Origin of the sequence: Enterobacter sp. 241F3 (assembly GCF_034106785.1) — a bacterium.
GTDB lineage: Bacteria > Pseudomonadota > Gammaproteobacteria > Enterobacterales > Enterobacteriaceae > Enterobacter > Enterobacter vonholyi.
On the sequence record NZ_JAWNDD010000001.1, the window covers coordinates 44,331 to 63,941 of the forward strand.

General features: G+C 55.9%; 17 protein-coding genes and 1 pseudogene. 13 read left to right on the plus strand and 5 right to left on the minus strand.

Annotated features, from left to right (window positions below):
* Positions 1–12 precede the first annotated feature (12 nt).
* Positions 13–1,509, minus strand: a complete 1,497-nt coding sequence (gene ansP / locus UR504_RS00200; RefSeq protein WP_111963662.1) for an L-asparagine permease — start codon at positions 1,507–1,509, stop codon at positions 13–15.
* Positions 1,510–1,944: 435 nt separating this feature from the next.
* Positions 1,945–3,480 (minus strand): methyl-accepting chemotaxis protein, encoded by a 1,536-nt coding sequence (locus tag UR504_RS00205; RefSeq protein WP_271367989.1) that lies wholly within the window; start codon positions 3,478–3,480, stop codon positions 1,945–1,947.
* Between the two features lie 344 nt (positions 3,481–3,824).
* Here UR504_RS00205 and UR504_RS00210 point away from each other — a divergent pair, with 344 nt between their 5' ends.
* The 11 genes and pseudogenes from UR504_RS00210 (at position 3,825) to UR504_RS00260 (ending at position 14,102) form a co-directional block, all read left to right on the plus strand.
* Entirely contained in the window at positions 3,825–4,364 is a 540-nt protein-coding gene (locus tag UR504_RS00210) for an AAA family ATPase (protein WP_271367988.1), read from the plus strand.
* 110 nt (positions 4,365–4,474) lie between these two features.
* Positions 4,475–5,476 carry an LLM class flavin-dependent oxidoreductase gene (locus UR504_RS00215; RefSeq protein ID WP_115875249.1) on the plus strand — a complete coding sequence of 334 codons (1,002 nt, stop codon included), beginning with the start codon at positions 4,475–4,477 and terminating at the stop codon, positions 5,474–5,476.
* Positions 5,473–6,594, plus strand: a complete 1,122-nt coding sequence (locus UR504_RS00220) for a M20 peptidase aminoacylase family protein (protein ID WP_271367987.1) — start codon at positions 5,473–5,475, stop codon at positions 6,592–6,594. Before UR504_RS00215 ends, UR504_RS00220 begins: the two co-directional genes overlap by 4 nt.
* 16 nt (positions 6,595–6,610) lie before the next feature.
* Positions 6,611–8,873 (plus strand): annotated as a pseudogene (locus UR504_RS00225) (NtaA/DmoA family FMN-dependent monooxygenase).
* A gap of 9 nt (positions 8,874–8,882) precedes the next feature.
* Positions 8,883–9,392 carry a GNAT family N-acetyltransferase gene (locus tag UR504_RS00230; protein ID WP_032656866.1) on the plus strand — a complete coding sequence of 170 codons (510 nt, stop codon included), beginning with the start codon at positions 8,883–8,885 and terminating at the stop codon, positions 9,390–9,392.
* Between the two features lie 9 nt (positions 9,393–9,401).
* The gene (locus UR504_RS00235) at positions 9,402–10,328 is read left to right on the plus strand and encodes an amino acid ABC transporter permease (protein WP_302235437.1); all 927 of its coding nucleotides are present in this window, start codon (positions 9,402–9,404) and stop codon (positions 10,326–10,328) included.
* Positions 10,312–11,085, plus strand: a complete 774-nt coding sequence (locus UR504_RS00240) for an amino acid ABC transporter ATP-binding protein (RefSeq protein WP_271367984.1) — start codon at positions 10,312–10,314, stop codon at positions 11,083–11,085. Before UR504_RS00235 ends, UR504_RS00240 begins: the two co-directional genes overlap by 17 nt.
* 9 nt (positions 11,086–11,094) lie before the next feature.
* A complete protein-coding gene (locus UR504_RS00245) occupies positions 11,095–11,982 on the plus strand; it encodes an ABC transporter substrate-binding protein (protein WP_115875239.1) in 888 nt (295 codons plus the stop codon).
* Between the two features lie 41 nt (positions 11,983–12,023).
* Positions 12,024–12,641 (plus strand): glutathione S-transferase family protein, encoded by a 618-nt coding sequence (locus UR504_RS00250; RefSeq protein WP_302235438.1) that lies wholly within the window; start codon positions 12,024–12,026, stop codon positions 12,639–12,641.
* A gap of 37 nt (positions 12,642–12,678) precedes the next feature.
* A complete protein-coding gene (pptA, locus tag UR504_RS00255; protein WP_023335848.1) occupies positions 12,679–12,909 on the plus strand; it encodes a tautomerase PptA in 231 nt (76 codons plus the stop codon).
* A 191-nt stretch (positions 12,910–13,100) separates the two neighbouring features.
* Positions 13,101–14,102: a Kdo(2)-lipid IV(A) acyltransferase gene (locus UR504_RS00260; RefSeq protein WP_274239464.1), complete on the plus strand. Its 1,002-nt coding sequence runs from the start codon at positions 13,101–13,103 to the stop codon at positions 14,100–14,102.
* Positions 14,103–14,146: 44 nt separating this feature from the next.
* On the opposite strand, the gene UR504_RS00265 is transcribed toward UR504_RS00260, so the two are convergent.
* Together UR504_RS00265 and UR504_RS00270 are read right to left on the minus strand one after the other, a co-directional pair.
* Complete coding sequence (locus UR504_RS00265) at positions 14,147–15,832, minus strand: NAD-dependent malic enzyme (protein WP_271367979.1); 1,686 nt, start codon at positions 15,830–15,832, stop codon at positions 14,147–14,149.
* A gap of 32 nt (positions 15,833–15,864) precedes the next feature.
* Positions 15,865–16,812: an AEC family transporter gene (locus tag UR504_RS00270; protein ID WP_302235439.1), complete on the minus strand. Its 948-nt coding sequence runs from the start codon at positions 16,810–16,812 to the stop codon at positions 15,865–15,867.
* A gap of 406 nt (positions 16,813–17,218) precedes the next feature.
* Between UR504_RS00270 and UR504_RS00275 the strand changes: the two genes are divergently transcribed.
* Both UR504_RS00275 and UR504_RS00280 read left to right on the plus strand, forming a co-directional pair.
* Positions 17,219–18,550, plus strand: a complete 1,332-nt coding sequence (locus UR504_RS00275; protein WP_302235440.1) for a 2-hydroxycarboxylate transporter family protein — start codon at positions 17,219–17,221, stop codon at positions 18,548–18,550.
* A 121-nt stretch (positions 18,551–18,671) separates the two neighbouring features.
* Entirely contained in the window at positions 18,672–19,313 is a 642-nt protein-coding gene (locus UR504_RS00280; RefSeq protein ID WP_302235441.1) for a DNA-binding protein, read from the plus strand.
* Here the strand turns inward: UR504_RS00280 and UR504_RS00285 are convergent.
* Positions 19,306–19,605, minus strand: coding sequence for an ArsR/SmtB family transcription factor (locus UR504_RS00285; protein ID WP_149366980.1), 300 nt, complete (start codon positions 19,603–19,605; stop codon positions 19,306–19,308). The genes UR504_RS00280 and UR504_RS00285 overlap by 8 nt on opposite strands.
* Between the last annotated feature and the right edge of the window lie 6 nt (positions 19,606–19,611).

Genomic DNA, 19,611 nt, shown 5'->3' on the forward strand with positions numbered 1-19,611 from the left:
CTTACCGGATGCTTAACGCGAGGTTTCTTCCACCAGCGGCGCGTCGTGTTTTTCATCATCAGGATGAACCGGCGCGGTGCTGTGAATTTCATGAACGCGTTTACGCACGCCAAACCAGCCGGCAATCAGCAGAACGGCCAGCAGCGGAATGGTCGCGATGGTGTAGGTGCCGTTCGGGTAGTCGAACGCCATCAGCACCAGCACGCTGAACAGGAAGAGCAGGGTGAGCCAGGAGGTCACCGGCGCGCCAGGCAGCTTAAAGCTGACGTCAGCGGCTTTGCCTTCTTTAATCGCTTTGCGCAGACGCATCTGGCAGACCACGATAAAGCCCCAGGACGCGATAATCCCGAGTGCCGCCACGTTCAGAACGATTTCGAATACCTGAGACGGCACCAGATAGTTCAGGAACACGCCGAAGACATAGACAACCAGCGTAGCCAGAATACCGGCGTACGGCACGTGCTGCTTGCTCATCTTCGACATGAATTTCGGCGCAGAACCGCCCATGGACATGGAGCGCAGGATACGGCCGGTAGAGTAAAGACCGGAGTTCAGGCTGGAGAGCGCTGCGGTCAGGACCACGATGTTCATGATGCTGCCAACGTAAGGCACGCCCAGCTTAGAGAAGAAGGTCACGAACGGACTCTGACCCGCCTGATAGGCAGTCCACGGGAGCAGCAGAACCAGCAGCACCACGGAACCGACGTAGAACAGACCGATACGCCAGATCACGCTATTAATGGCTTTTGGCACCATGGTCTGCGGGTCTTTACATTCACCTGCTGCGGTACCCACCAGTTCGATGGAGGCGAAGGCGAACACGACGCCCTGAACCAGCACCAGCGCAGGCAGCAGACCGTGCGGGAAGAATCCACCGTTATCGGTTATCAGGTGGAAGCCGGTGGCATTGCCGTCCAGCGGCTTACCGCTGCCGAGGAAGACGGTACCCACGACCAGGAACACCACGATGGCCAGTACTTTTACCAGCGCAAACCAGAACTCCATCTCCGCGAACCACTTCACGCCGATCATGTTCATGGTGCCGACAATCGCCAGCGCGCCAAGCGCAAAGACCCACTGTGGCACATCGCCAAATGCGCCCCAGTAGTGCATATACAGCGCTACGGCGGTGATATCGACGATACCGGTCATTGCCCAGTTGACGAAGTACATCCAGCCCGCAACGTAAGCGGCTTTTTCACCGAGGAATTCACGGGCATAAGAGACGAAGCTGCCGCTGGAAGGGCGATGCAGTACCAGTTCGCCCAGCGCGCGTAGAATGAAGAAAGAGAAGATCCCGCACACCAGATAGACCAGGGCGAGAGCCGGGCCAGCCATCTGCAGGCGTGCACCAGCACCTAAAAACAGACCCGTTCCGATAGCGCCGCCGATGGCGATCATTTGAACCTGACGGTTGCCCATCGCTTTGTGGTAGCCCTCTTCGTGGGAGTTCAACCAGCGACGTTTAGCAGCGTGATGATCGGCTGCGCTTTTATTGCTTGTTTTCATTGAGTTACCTGTTTGCCTGTCTGAACCATTATCGTGATAGTCCTGCCTGGCAGAGCGCAATACAAACGATTGCTTCTGCGCAAACACATGTCGCCTTCCCAGTCATTCTGCGTATGGATAAGGCGAAACATGGCGAGGCATCCTACCTGCAATTCATAAGCGACGCAAAATATAACCGTGCCGAAAGTGATGCACGTCGAAGGAAATCGTGTGGTCAGAGCAGACGGGGATCACAACACGCTGAATCGTGATGAGTTTTTAGTCAAAACAATCGCGAGGTTGATTATTTAATCATCAGAATATCTTAATTATTACCAGATGGTATAAATTGGGGTTACCTCAGAGCACCCGCCGTTAACATGAAACGGTAACAGGCGGGTGACGGATCTGCGATAACGCACAAAAATAATCTCAGGCTTCACAGACCCCGAACGGCTAACCGCCAAAAACGGCAATCGCCTGCTTAAGGCGCGTCGTGCGCTCCGTCAGGTGATTCGCGGCGTGAGTGACGTTATCCACCATCCCCGTATTGTTGTGGGTCATTGCGCCGATACGGGAGATGGATGCGTTGATGAGCGTCAGCGCCTGGGTTTGCTCCTGCGTGGCGTGGCCGATCTCCTTAATCAGGGAGGAGACCCGCAGCACGTTGTCGATCATAACCGTCAGCTGCGTTTCGGTCTGTTCCACTTTCTCCACGCCAGCGTTGACGCTGGAGACGTTTTTCTCGATCAGCGCTTTGATCTCTTTCGCCGCCGTCGCGGAGTGCTGCGCAAGATTACGCACCTCAGCCGCCACCACGGCAAAACCGCGCCCGGCTTCACCCGCACGCGCCGCTTCAACGGCAGCGTTCAGCGCAAGAATGTTGGTCTGGAAGGCAATGCGATCGATAACGCTGATAATATCAACGATTTGGCTGTTATCCTGCGACACGGACTGCATCATACCGATGGTCTCTTTCATCATCGCTTCACCGCGGTGTGCGCTGTCGCTGGTGCGATCGGCCATCTGGATCGCCTCGTTCGCGGTTTCAGCCGTCTGCTTCACCGCGCTGGCAATCTCTTCTACTGCCGACGCGGTTTGCTGCAGAAAGTCTGCTGTTTCTTCAGAGCGCGTCTGTAGCGCCGCACCTTCTTTGGCAACCTGCTGGCTGATGGTGCTAATTCCGCTGATTTGCGCCCCGACATCGTCAACCAGCGAATTCAGGTTCAAACCTGATTGATTCACCAGGCGCATCATCAGCCCGATGTCATCGATCCTGTCAAAATGGTAATAGTCCGTTTTACGTCCTGAAACCACGCGCTGCATCTGTTGCACAATGGATTTTAACGGACTGGCGATCTGCGCATGAAGATAATAAGCCAGGGAAGTAAACAGCAGCATCAGACTTGCCGATTGCACAAATTTATCAGGAAATAAATACACGGCCAGACAGGAGAGTAACGCCGTCGTCGCAATACCAAGATGGATTCGTTTACTGGTGCTGAGACATTTAAAGAGCGAGATAAATGAAAATAAACCGCGTCGAACCAGCAATCCTTTATAAAAACGGTAATGTTTTAATTCGTTATTACGCACTTTTGTATAGAGTTTTTCACTGGCCGCAATCTCCTCGCGTGTGGGTTTATTTCGCACGGAAATATAGCCCGTCAGGGAGCCGCCCTGCCAGACCGGCGTCACGTTTGCTCGCACCCAGTAGTGATCGCCATTATGACGACGATTCTTCACCAGCCCGGTCCAGGTCTCACCTTGCTGCAGGGTAAACCACATGTCGCCAAACGCTTCGGCAGGCATGTCGGGATGGCGGATGAGGTTATGCGGCTCGCCCAAAAGATGCTCTTCTTTATATCCGCTGGCTTCAATAAAAGCGGAATTAGCGTAGGTAATATGACTTTTTGTATCGGTGGTCGACATTAACGTCGAACCATCGTTAAGTAAATACTCGTTTTGTGTAACGGGAGTGTTACGCCTCATGAGTAACTCCATGGTGATGTGCAAGAATAAAAAACATCCGGAAAATGCTCCGGCAAGATGAGGGTGATTATTTTTTATAACTGTCTTGTTCTTATTCTCTCTGAAATTCTGACAGCCTGAAATACCCACCGTTCATTATTTTTAATCTGTTAATGTTGTCGGATGTAATAAAAATGAAAATATTTTCAGGGGCATTTTTGGATGGTGATGCAAATAAATGACATAACCCAAACTGCAAGAGGGAGATCGTCACTCTGGAAAAATTGTCATGCTGAAATAGCGTTTCGTTAACAGGATGAAAACGCTATCATTTGGTCAGTTTTCGTTAACACAGTGAGGCTGAGGTGAAAATTAACGTCATCGGAACCAGCGGGAGCGGAAAAAGCACGCTGGCGAAGCAGATTGCGACCGCGCTGTCTATTCCCTGTATCGAGATGGACAGACTCTACTGGCATGCTGACTGGCAGGGCACGCCGGACGATGAGTTTCAGGAAAAGCTGGAGCAGGCGCTACAGGCTTCGCCAGACTGGGTGCTCGACGGAAACTACAACCGTACGCGACCGGTGAAATGGCGCAATGTAGACGTGGTGGTGTGGGTGGATTATGGGTTTGCCCGCACCCTCAGGCAGGCGGTCACCCGAGCAATAAAACGGGCCTGGCATAAACACGAGCTTTGGCCCGGAACGGGAAATAAAGAGAGTTTCCGGCGCGCGTTCTTCAGCAAAGAATCCATTATCATCTGGACGATCAAAACCTGGCGTAATAACCGCACGCGCTATGAAGCCGATCTGCAAAACCCGCAATACAGCCATATTCGCTTCGTCCGCATTACCCGTCGGGAGCAGGTGGAAACGCTGATCGCCTCCTTAAAGTCTTATTCTTAGCATGGTTTTATATATCTGATTTCCGGCAAACTAAATGTAAATTAATTGTTTCTCAGTGGTGAAATGCGCCTTTAATAATGTCGACATGTTAAGTCAAACGAGAACGCAACATGTCATGGCGAATCAGCATTCTGGATAAAAGCCCCATCGCTGAAAACGAAACGGCTGCCGATGCGCTGGCGCGTACCCTGGCGCTGGCGCAGCAGGCAGAAAATCTGGGCTATCACCGCTTCTGGATTGCCGAACACCACAACACCCCACAGCTTGCCAGCCCTTCGCCGGAGCTGCTGATTGCCTGGATCCTCGGGCAAACCACGCGCATTCGCGTTGGCTCTGGCGGCGTGATGCTCCAGCACTACAGCCCTTATAAAGTCGCTGAGAATTTCAACGTGCTGGCCGCGCTGGCGCCTGGCCGTGTGGATCTCGGCGTCGGGAAAGCCCCCGGCGGATTACCGCTCTCAACCCGCGCGCTGCAGCAGGGCCTGAATCAACAGGAAAAGGGCAGCTTTGCAGAACAGCTGGCCCAGCTCGATCGCTGGATCCGTCCTGAGCATCAGTCAAATGAAGAGGCGGTCCGCGCCACGCCGCTGCCGCCGTCGCCTGCTGAGGGTTTCCTGCTGGGCGCGAGTATCGATAGCGCGCTGCTGGCCGCCGGGCTCGACTGGAACTTTGTGTTTGCCGCGCACCTGAACGGCGATCCGGACCTGCTGCGTGAGGTGGTTTCGACCTGGCGTAAGAACAGCGCGCGGGACGTGATAGTGGCGGTACAGGCGATCGTCGCGCCGACGCAGGCCGAAGCAGACGCGCTGGCGCAGAAGGTCGAAGTGTGGGGCGTTGAGCTTGCAAACGGACAGCGTGTCACCGTGGCCAGCGAAGAGCAGGCCTACGCGTTTGCGCGGCAGGCGGGCAGCGAGCCGGTGCGCATCGCACGTCGCGCGCAGTCGCTGCTGGCGGGCACCGCTGAGTCGGTAGTGGAACAGCTCAACGCGCTGCATCAGCAGTGGGGCATTGACGAATTTATCATCGATACGCCGGTAGCGGAGGGGGCTACGCGCGTCGCGTCGCTGCGCCTGCTTGCCGAGGCGCGTCTTAACAAGGAGGTCACCGTATGAGCTTTGGCGAACAGCTGATTGCCTGGCGTCGCGAACTGCACCAGAACCCGGAGCTGTCCGGCCAGGAAGTGGAGACCACAACGCGCCTGCGCCAGTGGCTGACGAATGCCGGGATTACCCCGCAGCCATACGACCTGTCGACCGGGCTGGTGGCGGAAATCGGCTCGGGCAGCAAACTGATTGCGCTACGGGCGGATATTGATGCCCTGCCGATTGAAGAGCGCAGCGGCGTGCCGTTCAGCTCGCAGCGTGCAGGCGTAATGCACGCCTGCGGACACGATATCCACACCAGCGTGATCCTCGGCGCCGCGTTAAAGCTGAAAGAGCGAGAAGCCTCGCTAAACGGCCGGGTGCGGATCCTGTTTCAGCCTGCCGAAGAGAATTTTGGCGGTGCGAAGAGCATGGTGCGCGCCGGTGCCCTGCGCGATGTCAGCGCGATTTTCGGTATGCACAACGAGCCCGGCCTGCCGGTCGGTGAGTTCGCCACCCGCGGCGGGCCGTTCTATGCCAACGTCGACCGCTTTGTGATCCGCATTACCGGTAAAGGCGCGCACGCCGCGCGTCCTCACGAAGGCAATGACGCCATTGTGCTGGCAAGCCAGCTGGTGACGGCGCTGCAAAGCGTCGCCAGCCGCAACGTCAACACGCTGGATTCGGTGGTGCTGAGCGTGACCCGCATCGCGGGCGGCAACACCTGGAACGTGCTGCCGGAAAGCGTCGAGCTGGAAGGCACGCTGCGCACCCATCGCACGGAAGTGCAGCAGAATGTGAAAGCCCGCGTGGGTGAAATCGCCGCCGGGTTTGCCAGCGCCTTCAGCGCGCAGATTGATATCACCTGGTATGCCGGGCCCACCGCGCTGGTGAACGATGAGCGCTGGGCCGATTTTGCCACCTCGGTCGCGCGTGACGCCGGATATGAAACCCGGCACGCGGAACTGCATATGGGCGGGGAAGATTTTGCGGTCTATTTGCAGTCAGTTCCCGGCGCGTTTGTCAGCATTGGCAGCAACAGCCCGTATGGTTTACATCATCCGGCCTTCAACCCGGATGAAGCGCTGATTGAGCCCGCTGCCCGCTATTTTGCACAGCTTGCGGAAAAAGCCCTGCAACACGTTTAATTCAGGAGAGGTAAATATGTCTGCAACCCGACAACTGCGGCTGGGCACCATTCTGCATGGTGCATCCGGAAATATGTCCGCGTGGCGCCATCCTGCGGCGATCGCCAACGCCAGTATTAATTTCGACTTCGTGAAAGCGACGGCGTTAAAGGCCGAGGAAGGTAAGCTCGATTTTCTCTTTGTGGCCGACGGTCTCTATATTAACGAGAAATCGATCCCTCATTTTCTGAATCGTTTTGAACCGTTAACCGTGCTTTCCGCACTGGCCAGCATCACCTCGCGCCTGGGACTGGTGGGAACCTTATCCACCTCCTACAGCGAGCCCTTCACCACGGCGCGCCAGTTTGCCAGCCTCGATCACCTCAGTAACGGCCGTGCGGGCTGGAACGTGGTGACCTCGCCGCTGGAAGGGTCGGCGAAGAACTTTTCCCGCGAAAAACACCCCGAACACGCGCTGCGCTATCGCATTGCCGATGAGTATCTCGACGTGGTGAAAGGGCTGTGGGATTCCTGGGAAGGCGACGCGTTTATCCGCAACAAAGAGAGCGGTCAATTTTTTGACCCGGCCAAACTGCATACGCTCGATCACCACGGTGACTTCTTCCAGGTCGCCGGTCCGCTGAATATTGGCCGCACGCCGCAGGGTCGCCCGATTGTCTTTCAGGCCGGGGCGTCGGACGACGGGAAAAAACTGGCGGCGAAACATGCCGACGCCATTTTCACCCACCACGAGACCTTCGACGAGGCAAAAGCCTTTTATCAGGACGTAAAACAGCAGCTGGAAACAAACGGTCGCCGCGCCTCGGATCTCCATATTTTCCAGGGCGTCAGCGTGATTGTGGGTAAAGACGCCGATGACGTGGAAAATCAGTACCAGACTACGGCGGCGCTGGTGTCGATTAACGACGCCCTCAATTACCTCGGACGCTATTTTGAACATCACGATTTCAGTCAGTATCCGCTCGACGAGCCGTTCCCGGATATCGGCGACTTAGGCAAAAACAGCTTCCGCAGCACCACCGATGAAATTAAGCGTAATGCCCGAGAGCGCAACTTAACCCTGCGTCAGGTGGCCCTTGAAGCCGCTTCGCCGCGTCCGCGCTTTTCCGGTACGCCGGAAGAGGTAGCCGATGGTCTGCAGGCCTGGTTCGAAGGCTATGCCGCTGACGGCTTCATCATTCAGGGCGGCACGCCGGACACCTTCCCGCGCTTTGTTGACCAGGTAGTACCTGTTCTGCAGGCCCGCGGCCTGTTCCGTACCGACTACCCGGGCACCACGCTGCGCGAAAGCCTTGGCTTAGACCAACCGAAAAACCAGTACACACAACAATAAAGAGAACCCCGCTATGCAGAAATCATCGCTTATTCTGGCGCTCGCGCTGGCCTTTACCCCTGCCGTCTGGGCAGAGAACGTCAATATTAACGGCACCGGCGTGAGCATTGAGGCCAATAAAACGCCGATTAATACCGCCAAAAACAATGATGCGGTGGCACAGCTGCCGAAAGACTATCGCTTTGCCGTGCCGGGGAAATTTACCGTGGCGGTGGCGGGCCTCAATCAACCGCCGCTGACGGTTTTCTCCGACGACAACAAAACGCTGCTGGGAAGCGAGGTTGACGTCGCCCGTCTGGTCGCCGACAGCCTGGGACTCGAGCTGAACGTTGTGCCAACCTCCTGGGAAGACTGGCCCCTGGGCGTGGCGTCCGGGAAATACGATGCCGCAATCAGCAACATCACCGTCACGAAAGAGCGTAAAGAGAAGTTTGATTTTGCCACCTACCGGAAGGACTCCCTCGGCTTTTACGTGAAGTCCACCAGCCCGATTACGTCGCTGCAGAAGGCGGAAGACATCGCCGGGCTGCGGATTATCGTCGGCTCCGGCACCAATCAGGAGGCCATCCTGCTGGCATGGAATGCTGAAAATCTGAAGAAAGGATTGAAGCCCTTTACCCCGATCTACACCAAAGACGATGCGGCCCAAACCCTGGCGCTGCAGTCCGGGCGCGCGGATGCCTACTTTGGTCCGAACGTGATTGGCGCATGGAAAGCGGCGCTGAACGGGAAAACCAAACTTGTGGGCAGCGTCGACGGCGGCTGGCCGAAGGCTGCGCACATCGCGGTCACGCTGAAGAAAGGCAGCGGGCTGGTTGAGCCGGTGCAAACCGCGCTGAACGGCGTCATCAAAAACGGCGATTACGACAAAGTGCTGAACCGCTGGGGTGAAGGGGTTGAGCGCATTCCTCAGTCAGAAGTGAACCCGGCAGGCCTGGGCGATTAAGGAGGCGTGATGAGCGAACGATTTCGTGATGTTTCACCGGAAGATGCCGAGCTTCAGCCCATTATCGAGGGGCTGTTCGGGGAATATGCGGCCCGCTACGGGGACTACTTCTCTAAAGACGCGGAAGTGGAGCTCACCGAGTGGTATTTAGCGCCGCAGGGGCTGTTTATCGTCCTGGAGCGCGACGGGAAGATTATTGCCACCGGCGCGTACAAACCGTTCGACGAACGCACCGCAGAAATCAAACGCATCTGGACGGACAAAACCCTGCGTCAGCAGGGGCTTGCCGGGCGCGTGGTGCAGGAGCTTGAGCGCAGGGCGGTGCTGGCAGGGTACAGTCAGATCTACCTGACAACCGGCTTTCGCCAGCCGGAAGCGGTCAGGCTCTATCTCAGCCAGGGCTATCAGGCGCAGTTCGATCTGAACCGCGATCCGGAAGAGTACAGCCAGCCGCCGTTTGACGGTCGGCTGCGATTCACTAAAACGCTGGTACGCGAAGCGTTCAGTAAAACCGCATGAGGAACGACGATGAGCAACGTTGAAACCATTAAGGTGATCCCGGCGCGTTATCCGCTGCGGGCCGTCGGCGCCGCGGTGGCGCTGTTTGTCCTGGCGGTCGTGATTCAGTCAGTCGCCTTTAACCCGCGCTGGGAGTGGGCGGTGTTCGCCCGCTGGTTCTTCGACCCAGTGATCCTCGAAGGCGTCGGGCAGACCCTGCTGCTGACGCTGATCGGTACCGCGTTGAGCGTGGTGTTTGGCGGCATGCTGGCCCTGGCGAGACTCTCTTCTTCCTGGCTGCTGAGCAGCCTGGCGTGGGCCTACATCTGGCTGTTTCGCTCGCTGCCGCTGATCGTCGTACTGATTATCCTGTACAACTTTTCCTATCTCTACGATACGCTCTCGCTCGGCGTGCCGTTTACCGGCATCACCTGGGGCAGCTTTGAAACCATCAACGTGCTGGGGCAGTTCTCTACCGCAGTGGTGGGGTTAACCCTGGTGCAGAGCGCCTATACCGCCGAGATCATTCGCGGCGGATTCCTCGGGGTCGATCACGGGCAGTATGAAGCCGCCGCCGCGCTCGGCCTGCCGGCCTGGCGCCGCACGGTCCGCATTATTTTGCCTCAGGCGCTGCGCACTATTCTGCCGTCGGGCTTCAATGAAATCATCAGCCTCGCCAAGGGCACGGCGATGGTGTACGTCCTGGCGATGCCGGAGCTGTTTTATACCATCCAGATGATCTACAACCGCACGCAGGAGGTGATCCCGCTGCTGATGGTCGGTGCCGCGTGGTACCTGGCGATCACCACCGTCCTGTCCGCTATCCAGTACGGTGTTGAACGCGCGCTTGCCCGCAGCGAACGTCGCTCTGCGGTTAATCAGAACCGTGCCGCTCGTCGTACCCGTTCCGTCACCACCACGACAGCACAGGAGCCTATCCATGCAAGCCTCTCCTGAAGGACATATCTTGATTACCGGCGTCAGCAAGTATTTTGGACGCCATAAGGCGCTCGACAACGTTTCGCTTGAGATCCCGCCCGGTTCCGTGACGGTCATTCTCGGGCCGTCCGGGTCGGGCAAATCGACGCTGCTGCGCACCATTAACCACCTGGAGCGCGTCGACGAAGGCTTTATTCAGATTGACGGTGACTACATTGGCTACCGTCGTCAGGGCGACAAGCTCTACGAGCTGAAGGAGAAAGAGATCCTCAAGCAGCGCGTCAACGTGGGCTACGTTTTTCAGAACTTCAACCTCTTTCCGCACCTCACGGTGCTGGAAAACCTGATTGAGGCGCCCATCGCGCATAAAAAGCTCAGCAAAAAAGAGGCGGTGGAAAGAGCGTACAGCCTGCTGGATGTGGTCGGACTGCGGGATAAAGCCGATGCCTGGTCCCGGCATCTTTCCGGCGGGCAACAGCAGCGTATTGCCATTGCCCGCGCGCTGGCGTTACGTCCACGCGTGATGCTGTTTGATGAACCCACCTCGGCGCTGGATCCGGAGCTGGTGGGGGAAGTGCTGGATGTTATCAAAAAACTGGCCCGCTCCGGCACTACGCTGGTGGTGGTCACTCACGAGATCGGCTTTGCCCGGGAAGTGGCGGATCAGGTGGTGTTTATGGTCGACGGAAAAATTGTCGAGCAGGGCAGCAGTGACGAGGTGTTAAACCGTCCGTCACACGCGCGAACGCGCCAGTTCTTGTCAAAAGTGCTGTAAGGAGCGCAGATGAAATACGGACTTCTGGCGGGGCTACTTTTTACGACGGCGAGCCACGCCAGCATCGATCTGAAAGCCAACGAACAGCCGCTGCCGGTGACGGTGGATCGGCAGGCCGTGGCGAAGATCCCCGCCGGTTATAAATTCGTTGAGCCGGGTACGCTGACGGTCGCCGTCTCGATGCTGAACTCCCCGCCGCTGGCGCTGCTGGCCAGCGATAACCGCACGCGGATTGGCAGCGACCCGGATATTGCTCGCCTGCTGGCGGGCAGCCTGGGGCTGAAGCTAAAGCTGGTGCCGACGGCGTGGGAAGACTGGCCGCTGGGGATCGCTTCCGGGCGCTACGACGTGGCGCTGGTGAACATTGCTGTGACCGAACAGCGTAAAGAGAAGTTTGATTTTGCGACCTACCGCGTCGATTCGCTGGCGTTTTCGGTGAAATCGACCAGCGAGATTAAGTCAATCAAAAGCGCGGCAGATCTGGCCGGAAAAAGGGTGATTGTTGGCTCTGGCACCAATCAGGAGCGCATCCTGCTGGGCTGGAACGAAGAGAACAAAAAGGCGGGGCGGGCGCCAGCGCTGCCGGTCTATCTCCACGACGATGCCTCGGGCAATCTCTATATCCAGTCCGGCAGGGCGGATGTGTTCTTTGGCCCTCAGTCGGTTTCAGCTTACAAAGCGGCGCTCACCGGCAAAACCCGCGTGGTCGGTTTAGGGCCGAAGAAAGCTTATGTCGCCACCACGACCAAAAAAGGCAATCAACTGGTTTATGCCCTGCAGGCCGCGCTGAACGGTGCGATTGAGCGCGGAGAGTACCAGAAGGTGCTGGCGCGCTGGGGCGAGCAGGGCGAAGCGGTGACGCAATCGGAGGTCAATCCGCCTGGGATAACCTACTAATGGTGCTCTACACTTAGGATTTTCACTCCTGAGGGGGCAACATGATTAAACTTTATGGCGTACCCGGCTGGGGCTCGGCAATCAGTGAGGTGATGCTGACCCTGGCTAATATCCCTTATCAATTTATCAACGTGGACGGGTTTGACCAGCCCGGTCCGCAGCGTGAATTGCTGCACAAGCTCAATCCGCTGTGCCAGGTGCCGACGCTGGAGCTGGAAAATGGTGCCATCATGACCGAAACGGCGGCGATTGCCCTGATGGTGCTCGACCGGTGTCCCGATCTCGCCCCGCCCGTGGGGCAGGCTGAACGTCAGCAGTTTCAGCGTTTGCTCATCTGGTTCGTAGCCAACGTCTATCCCACGTTTACCTATGCAGACTATCCCGAACGCTGGGTGCCGGATGCGCCCGAACAGCTGCAGAAAAACTGCATCGAATACCGGAAGTCCCTCTATTTGTGGTTCGAAAGCCAGCTTAAGGCTACCCCGTTTGCGCTGGGGGAACGGCTGACGCTGCTCGATGTGTATATTGCGGTGGCGCGCACCTGGGGGCCTCGTCACGCATGGTTTGCCGAGAACACCCCTAAATTCACGGCGATTGCGGACACCGTATGTCAGCTGCCGGAACTGCACAAGGTGTTAAAGGCAAATAATATTATCTGATAACGTGGAACCCACATTCACAACCGGAAGCCTGCACATGCCACACGTAGATATCAAATGTTTTCCCCGTGATTTGAACGACGAACAAAAAACCGCACTGGCCGAGGATATTGCTGAGGTCATCATTCGCCATTTCAACAGCAAAGACAGTTCCGTGTCCGTTGCGTTGAATCAGGTGAACCAGGAGGACTGGAAGGCGCAGGTCTGGGATACCGAAATAGGACCAAAGCTGGACGAACTAATCAAAAAGCCAGGCTATTCGATGTAAGCGCAACTGCCGGGGGGAGCTCTCTCCCCGGTTTTTCCCGTCTCCTCTTCCTGCTTTTTCGCAAAAATCGATAAAAATGCGTTTTGTCTTATCCGCTACAATTAACGTTTCTGACTGGCATATTATTCATCCTTAGGAAAGATCTTCAACAGAATCAATTAAGGACAGACACGTTAAAGGATAATTTTCTGATGACAAAATTACCCCGTTTTTCATTCGCCTTTCTTCATCCCCGTTACTGGCTAAGCTGGGCCGGCATTGCGGCTCTGTGGCTCATCATGCTGCTCCCTTATCCGCTTCTGTTCAGAATCGGTCATGGCCTGGGTCGACTGGCGATGCGCCTGCTTCCGCGCCGCGTCGAGATTGCACGCCGCAACCTGGAGCTCTGTTTCCCGGAGATGAAAAAGGCGGAGAGAGAGTCATTGCTGCAGCGTAATTTTGAATCGGTAGGAATGGGGGTAATCGAAACCGGGATGGCGTGGTTCTGGCCTGCATGGCGAGTGCGGAAATGCTTTACCGTAACGGGTTATGAGCACATGGAGAAAGCCAGAGCGCAAGGAAAGGGCGTGGTGCTGGTGGGAATGCATTTTCTGACGCTTGAGCTGGGCGCGCGGATATTTGGCATGCTTAACCCCGGTATCGGGGTTTATCGTCCTAATAATAATGCCCTGCTGGACTGGCTTCAGACGCGCGGGCGCCTGCGCTCCAACAAAACCATGCTCGATCGCCATGATTTAAAGGGCATGATCCGTTCGCTGAAGCAGAATGAAATTTTGTGGTACGCCCCGGACCACGACTATGGCAAAACCAACAGCGTGTTTGTGCCGTTCTTCGCGGTGCCGGATGCCGCGACGACGGCGGGCAGCTATATGCTGGTCAAAAGCGCTAACCCTGCCGTCATACCCTTTGTGCCGCGGCGCAGGGCGAATGGCACCGGCTACGAGCTGATTATTCTGGAAGATATCAGTGAGGCGTTGCAGGGCGGCGATAAAGAAGCCGTGGCGACGCAGATGAACAAGGCAATTGAGCAGGCCGTACGCATGGCGCCTGAACAATATATGTGGCTGCACCGTCGCTTCAAAACGCGACCTGAAGGTGTACCTGACCGTTATGCTCGCCAGAAACTGGCGGCTACACGGGGTGATATTCTCTCCGCCAGCGAATTTTCTGACCGCTCAGGCGTACAGCACTAAACCCTCAGCGATGCCCTCACCCTGCGGTGAGGGCATGACCAGCGCTACAGCGCAGAACGGCGGTACGGCGCATAGTCTGCCTGCCACCAGGTCTTCTCAATGCGCGCCATCAGGGTTTCATCATCTAAAGACGGCGCCACGCCTTGTTCAATGGCGGCCCGGGCGACGGCGACGGCAATCTGGCGTGAAACCGTTTCAATCTGATCTACCGGCGGCAGCAGTCCGCCTCTTTCCGTGGTCACCAGTGGAGACTGTGCGGCCAGGCTGCGGCTTGCTGCCATCAGCATCTCTTCTGTCACCCGGCACGCGTTGCAGGCCAGCACGCCAAGCCCCAGACCAGGGAAAATATAGGCGTTGTTACACTGGGCGATCTCGTAGTGCGTATTCTCCCAGAATACCGGAGCGAACGGGCTGCCGGTGGCCACCAGCGCGGCACCCTGTGTCCAGGCGATAAGATCCTGCGGCTGGGCTTCCGCCCGCGAGGTCGGGTTCGAGAGCGGCATGATGATGGGGCGCGGACAATGGCGATGCATCTCTTTGACGATCTCTTCGCTGAACAGCCCAGGCTGGCCTGAAACGCCGATCATCACCGTGGGATGCGCGTTCTTCACCACGTCCAGAAGGGAAATATTCTTCGCGTCCACCTGCCAGCTGCAAACGGCATCGCGCGCGGTAAGCAGGTTTTTCTGGAAATCGAGCAGGTTTGTCATGTCGTCGGTCAGCAGGCCGAAGCGATCGACCATAAAGATCCGGCTGCGGGCTTCGGACTCGGCCAGGCCGTCGTCCACCATCAGCGCCACAATTTTTTCAGCGATCCCGCACCCGGCAGAGCCGCTGCCCAAAAAGACCACGCGCTGATCGCGAATGCGCGTACCCGCGGCATGGGCCGCAGCCATCAGCGTACCGGCGGTGACGGCTGCCGTGCCCTGGATGTCATCATTGAAACAGCACAGCTGGTTGCGGTAGCGCTGGAGAAGTCGCGTGGCGTTTTTCTGCGCAAAGTCTTCAAACTGCAGGAGAACGTTGGGCCAGCGCGCTTTAACGGTGCTGACAAACATATCCATAAACTCAGCGTACTGGTCGTCGCTGATGCGCGGGTGGCGCCAGCCCATGTACATCGGGTCGTCGAGGTGTTGCTGATTATTGGTGCCGACATCCAGCATAATCGGAAGGGTAGAGGCCGGGTGGATCCCTCCGCAGGCGGTATAAAGCGACAGCTTGCCAATTGGAATGCCCATCCCGCCGATACCCTGATCGCCAAGCCCTAAAATACGTTCCCCGTCCGTTACCACTATCACGCGAACGTCGTTACGCGAAAAGCTTTGCAGCATCTCATCAATACGATGGCGGTTAGGCCATGAAATAAACAGGCCGCGCGCGCGTCGATAAATCGTGGAGAAATGCTCGCAGGCTTCACCGACCGTCGGGGTATAGATAATCGGTAACGTCTCTTTCAGATGCGAACGCAAGAGGTTATAAAAGAGAGTTTCATTGGTGTCCTGAATATTTCGCAGGTAAACATGACGCGAAATATCGCTTTTAAAATGGCAGAACTGCACCCAGGCGCGCTCGGTTTGCTCTTCAATGGTTTCAACGTTATGCGGCAATAATCCATGCAGATTAAAATTATCACGCTCTTCTTTAATAAATGCGAGGCCTTTATTTAGTAGCGGGTTTTCCAGCAATACGGCACCGTTATAGGGGGTGTACAGAACTTCTTTCCGGGACATGGTTAACTCCTGAATTTTTTTAACAAAACAGATTAAGAGATTAAATAAATCATGATGCCTTCGGTCACGACCCCGATGGCCGTGCCAATTAATATGGAAGAGGATGCGGTATCAATATAGGTATCGCTGCGCAACGCAAACATCCCCGCCGCAATCGCGGAAGGTGTTGCGCCAATAATTACGACCTGCTGTAGTAAGGTATGGCTCAGGCCAAAGGCGAGCCCGGCGGCGGCCATCATTGCTGGCTGAATTAAGTTTTTAATACTGATATTGGTAAATGTCTGCACGTTCAGTTTTGGACGTTCGCCGTAAAACAGCAGGCCGAGGGCAAACAGGGACAGTCCGCCTGAAACTTTGCCAACCATCTCAATAGGCATGCTGAGAATAGCAGGGATTTGCACGCCGGCCAGGCTGAGCAATACGCCGGAGACCGGGATCCAGACGATAGGGTTGCGTGCCGCTTTGATGAGGTTTTGCACGATCATCGCGCCCGGATGCAGCGCCTCCAGGCCATCATGACCGCTTTTATCACCCATACGAATCAGGACGATAGTCAGGGGGATCATGATAACGCTGGTAATAATATTGCCGATCAGCACGCCGATAAATCCTTCCGGCCCAATCAATACCGCCAGAACCGGTGCGCCAAAGTAGGCCATATCAGGAAAGGCGCAAACCAGAGACTGAATGGCGCTGGTTTTGATATCGTGGTGAAAAACGTAGCGTGAAATAAATAAGGTCAGCAAATACGATCCCATTAAACCGACCACCAAAACGGCCATAAAGGTCAGGTTCTTAATTTTATTTGGATCGGTATGCAATGCACCAATAAAAAGATGAAAAGGAAGGGCGAAACGAATCACCACGGTTGCCATGACGTTTGCATCTTCACGCCGGGAATATCCCAACTTTCCACTTAGCCATCCAAGTAACATAATAAAGACGAGTGGAAACAGTGACTGTAATAGTAATGAAGGCATAGTATTTCCTGTAGGGTATTTTATGTGTTTTATTGCAGCGCTAATCTAGCGCTTAGAAAGCAGGGCAGGAGTGACAAGGGTCACACTCTCTCTGGTTTAATTAATTTCAAAAAGATTGCATTAGTTGAATAACTAATGCTTTCGTCAAATATTGATAAGGCGCAAGAAAGCGATGCTGGTCATCATAAATAACTTTAGTTACTTAATGATGAATTAAGTTATTTAAAGATAAAGGGCCGTATTGTTCACATTTCTCCCGGCAGGCTCGTGATAATTTCATATTGAGCCTGGTTTAAGAAAAGGCCATCTAAGTCATTATTTATATTTAAAAACATTTATTCGTATCAGGAATAGCTCCAGTTTATTCCTTTCTCTGTATATCCGAACACAATTTTCAGGTGATTATATGAAAGATAATCCTGTACCGACTTCTGAGCTGTCTACCTCGCGTTTCGCCTTTGGGCTCAACAATACCGAGGTGGGCACGGTCCCGTTGATGCTGTTCGTCGGGATTGCCGCCATTGTGGCGACGTCCGCCTGGGCAGGGCTGCTGCCGAAAAATATGATTGGCGGACTGGCGGTCATCATGACCCTTGGTTTTGCGTTTGCCAAAGTGGGGCGTCAAATCCCGGTACTGAAAGATATCGGCGGCCCGGCGATCCTGTGCCTGATGGTCCCCTCCGTGCTGGTCTATTTTGGCGTATTCGGGAAACATACCCTTGATACCGTGCATCTGCTGATGAAAGAGGCGAACCTGCTCTATTTCGTCATCGCCTGCCTGGTGGTCGGCAGTATTCTGGGGATGAACCGGGTGCTGCTGATCCAGGGCATGATGCGCATGTTTGTTCCGCTGGTGGCGGGGACATTGATGGCCGTGCTGAGCGGCCTCATTGTGGGCTCACTGTTTGGTTATACGCCTTACCACACCTTCTTCTTCATCATTGTGCCCATCATTGGCGGCGGGATCGGCGAGGGGATTTTGCCGCTGTCCCTGGCCTATTCGGCAATACTGGGGCAGACGCCGGACGTCTACGTTGCGCAGCTGGCTCCCGCTGCGGTCGTTGGGAATATCTTCGCCATTATTTGTGCGGGCTCGCTGGCGCGACTCGGCGCGAAACGTCCTGCGCTTTCGGGAAATGGCATGCTCACGCGGAGTAAAGACGACGCCAGCCTGTTTGCCGGGGCGCAAAGCACGCAGCAGACGGATTTTCATCTGATGGGCGGCGGGTTACTGATGGTGTGCGCGTTTTTCATCGTCGGCGGACTGTTTGAAAAACTGGTGCACATTCCCGGCCCGGTGCTGATGATCCTGATTGCCGTTCTGTGTAAATACTTCAGGGTGATCCCGGCCTCAATGGAGCAGGGCGCGCACAGCTGCTATAAATTCGTTTCGGCTGCGCTGGTCTGGCCGCTGATGATCGGCCTCGGGATGCTATACGTGCCGCTTGAGAGCGTGGTGTCGGTATTCTCGGTGGGATACGTGGTGGTATGCGGTTCGGTTGTGATTGCGATGGCGCTGAGCGGCTACGTTATTGCGTCGCGTCTGAATATGTATCCTGTGGAAGCGGCCATTGTGACCTGCTGCCACAGCGGGCTGGGCGGAACGGGGGACGTGGCCATTTTGTCCGCGTCTAACCGGATGTCGCTCATGCCGTTCGCGCAGATCGCCACCCGCATCGGCGGCGCGTCGACGGTGATTTTCGCCACGCTTCTGATGGGCTGGATTATGGCGCACTGATCCGAAACGTCAGGATACTGAATCGCAACGACATTTACAGAGTGTCGCTGCGGTTCAGTCCTTTATAAAACTCACCGCGCTGTATAGAATTACCGCAGCCACAGCGACGGGATACCACACGATGACCGGAAGAGTTGATTATCAGATTGAAAAATATCTCCTGACCGAAGCCGCCGAACCGGAGCGCCTGACGCGCCAGTGGGCGGAGGTGCTGGAGGAGTGCCGTGAGCAACAGTCCGGTGCGGAGGATCGTCTGCGTCTCGCGCTGCTTAATGTGGATTATGTCACCAGCTTCGAGCTGCCGTTCAGGCTGCTCCTCACCCGCGCGCCCCAGCTGATTGACGCTGTCAGAAAAGAGCTTCAGCTCAGTCAGAAAAATGTTCTGTTTAACGGCAAGCGCTTTGGCTGCGTCTATAGCCTTAAAAGGGATCTGGACGGCATACCTGACGAGTTTACCTATCAGCTGAAGACGCGGATCCAGCGCAGTGACGCTACGGGCGCGACGGAAGCGTCTTACCGACAAATTGCCCAGCAGGTGAAAGCGCCAAAAGAACGCCTCAAGCTGGCGCTGGACAACGGGCTGTCTGTAACCGCGCTTGACGGGCTTTTCTGGTTTGGCATTCAGCGCATCGCGGCCGATGTACAACGGATACGCAAAACAGGGATGCGGATAGTGACGTCCAACGCCGAGGTGTTCGATACGCTGACCAAAACAACCCGGCAGGTCCCGGTCTATCGCCTGGAAGGGACTCAAATTACTTAACCTGCAGCAGGATCGCCATCAGTCCCGGAAAGCGGGTATCCAGATCGTCTCGTCGCAATGAAATCATGTTTTCGCGTCCCTGCGGACGCTGCCAGATGACCCCGCTGTCGCGCAGTACGCGCCAGTGATGGGTCATCGTGGACTTCACCACATCTTCCGGGCGCAGCGCGTTACAGCTCAGTTCGCTGCCGTCGGCCAGCCGGCGAATTATCGCAAGCCGGAGCGGGTTGCCGAGGGCAAACAGCACATTTTCCAGCAGTATTTGTTCAGTTTCAGGGTGGTTAGGGATCATCGTTTT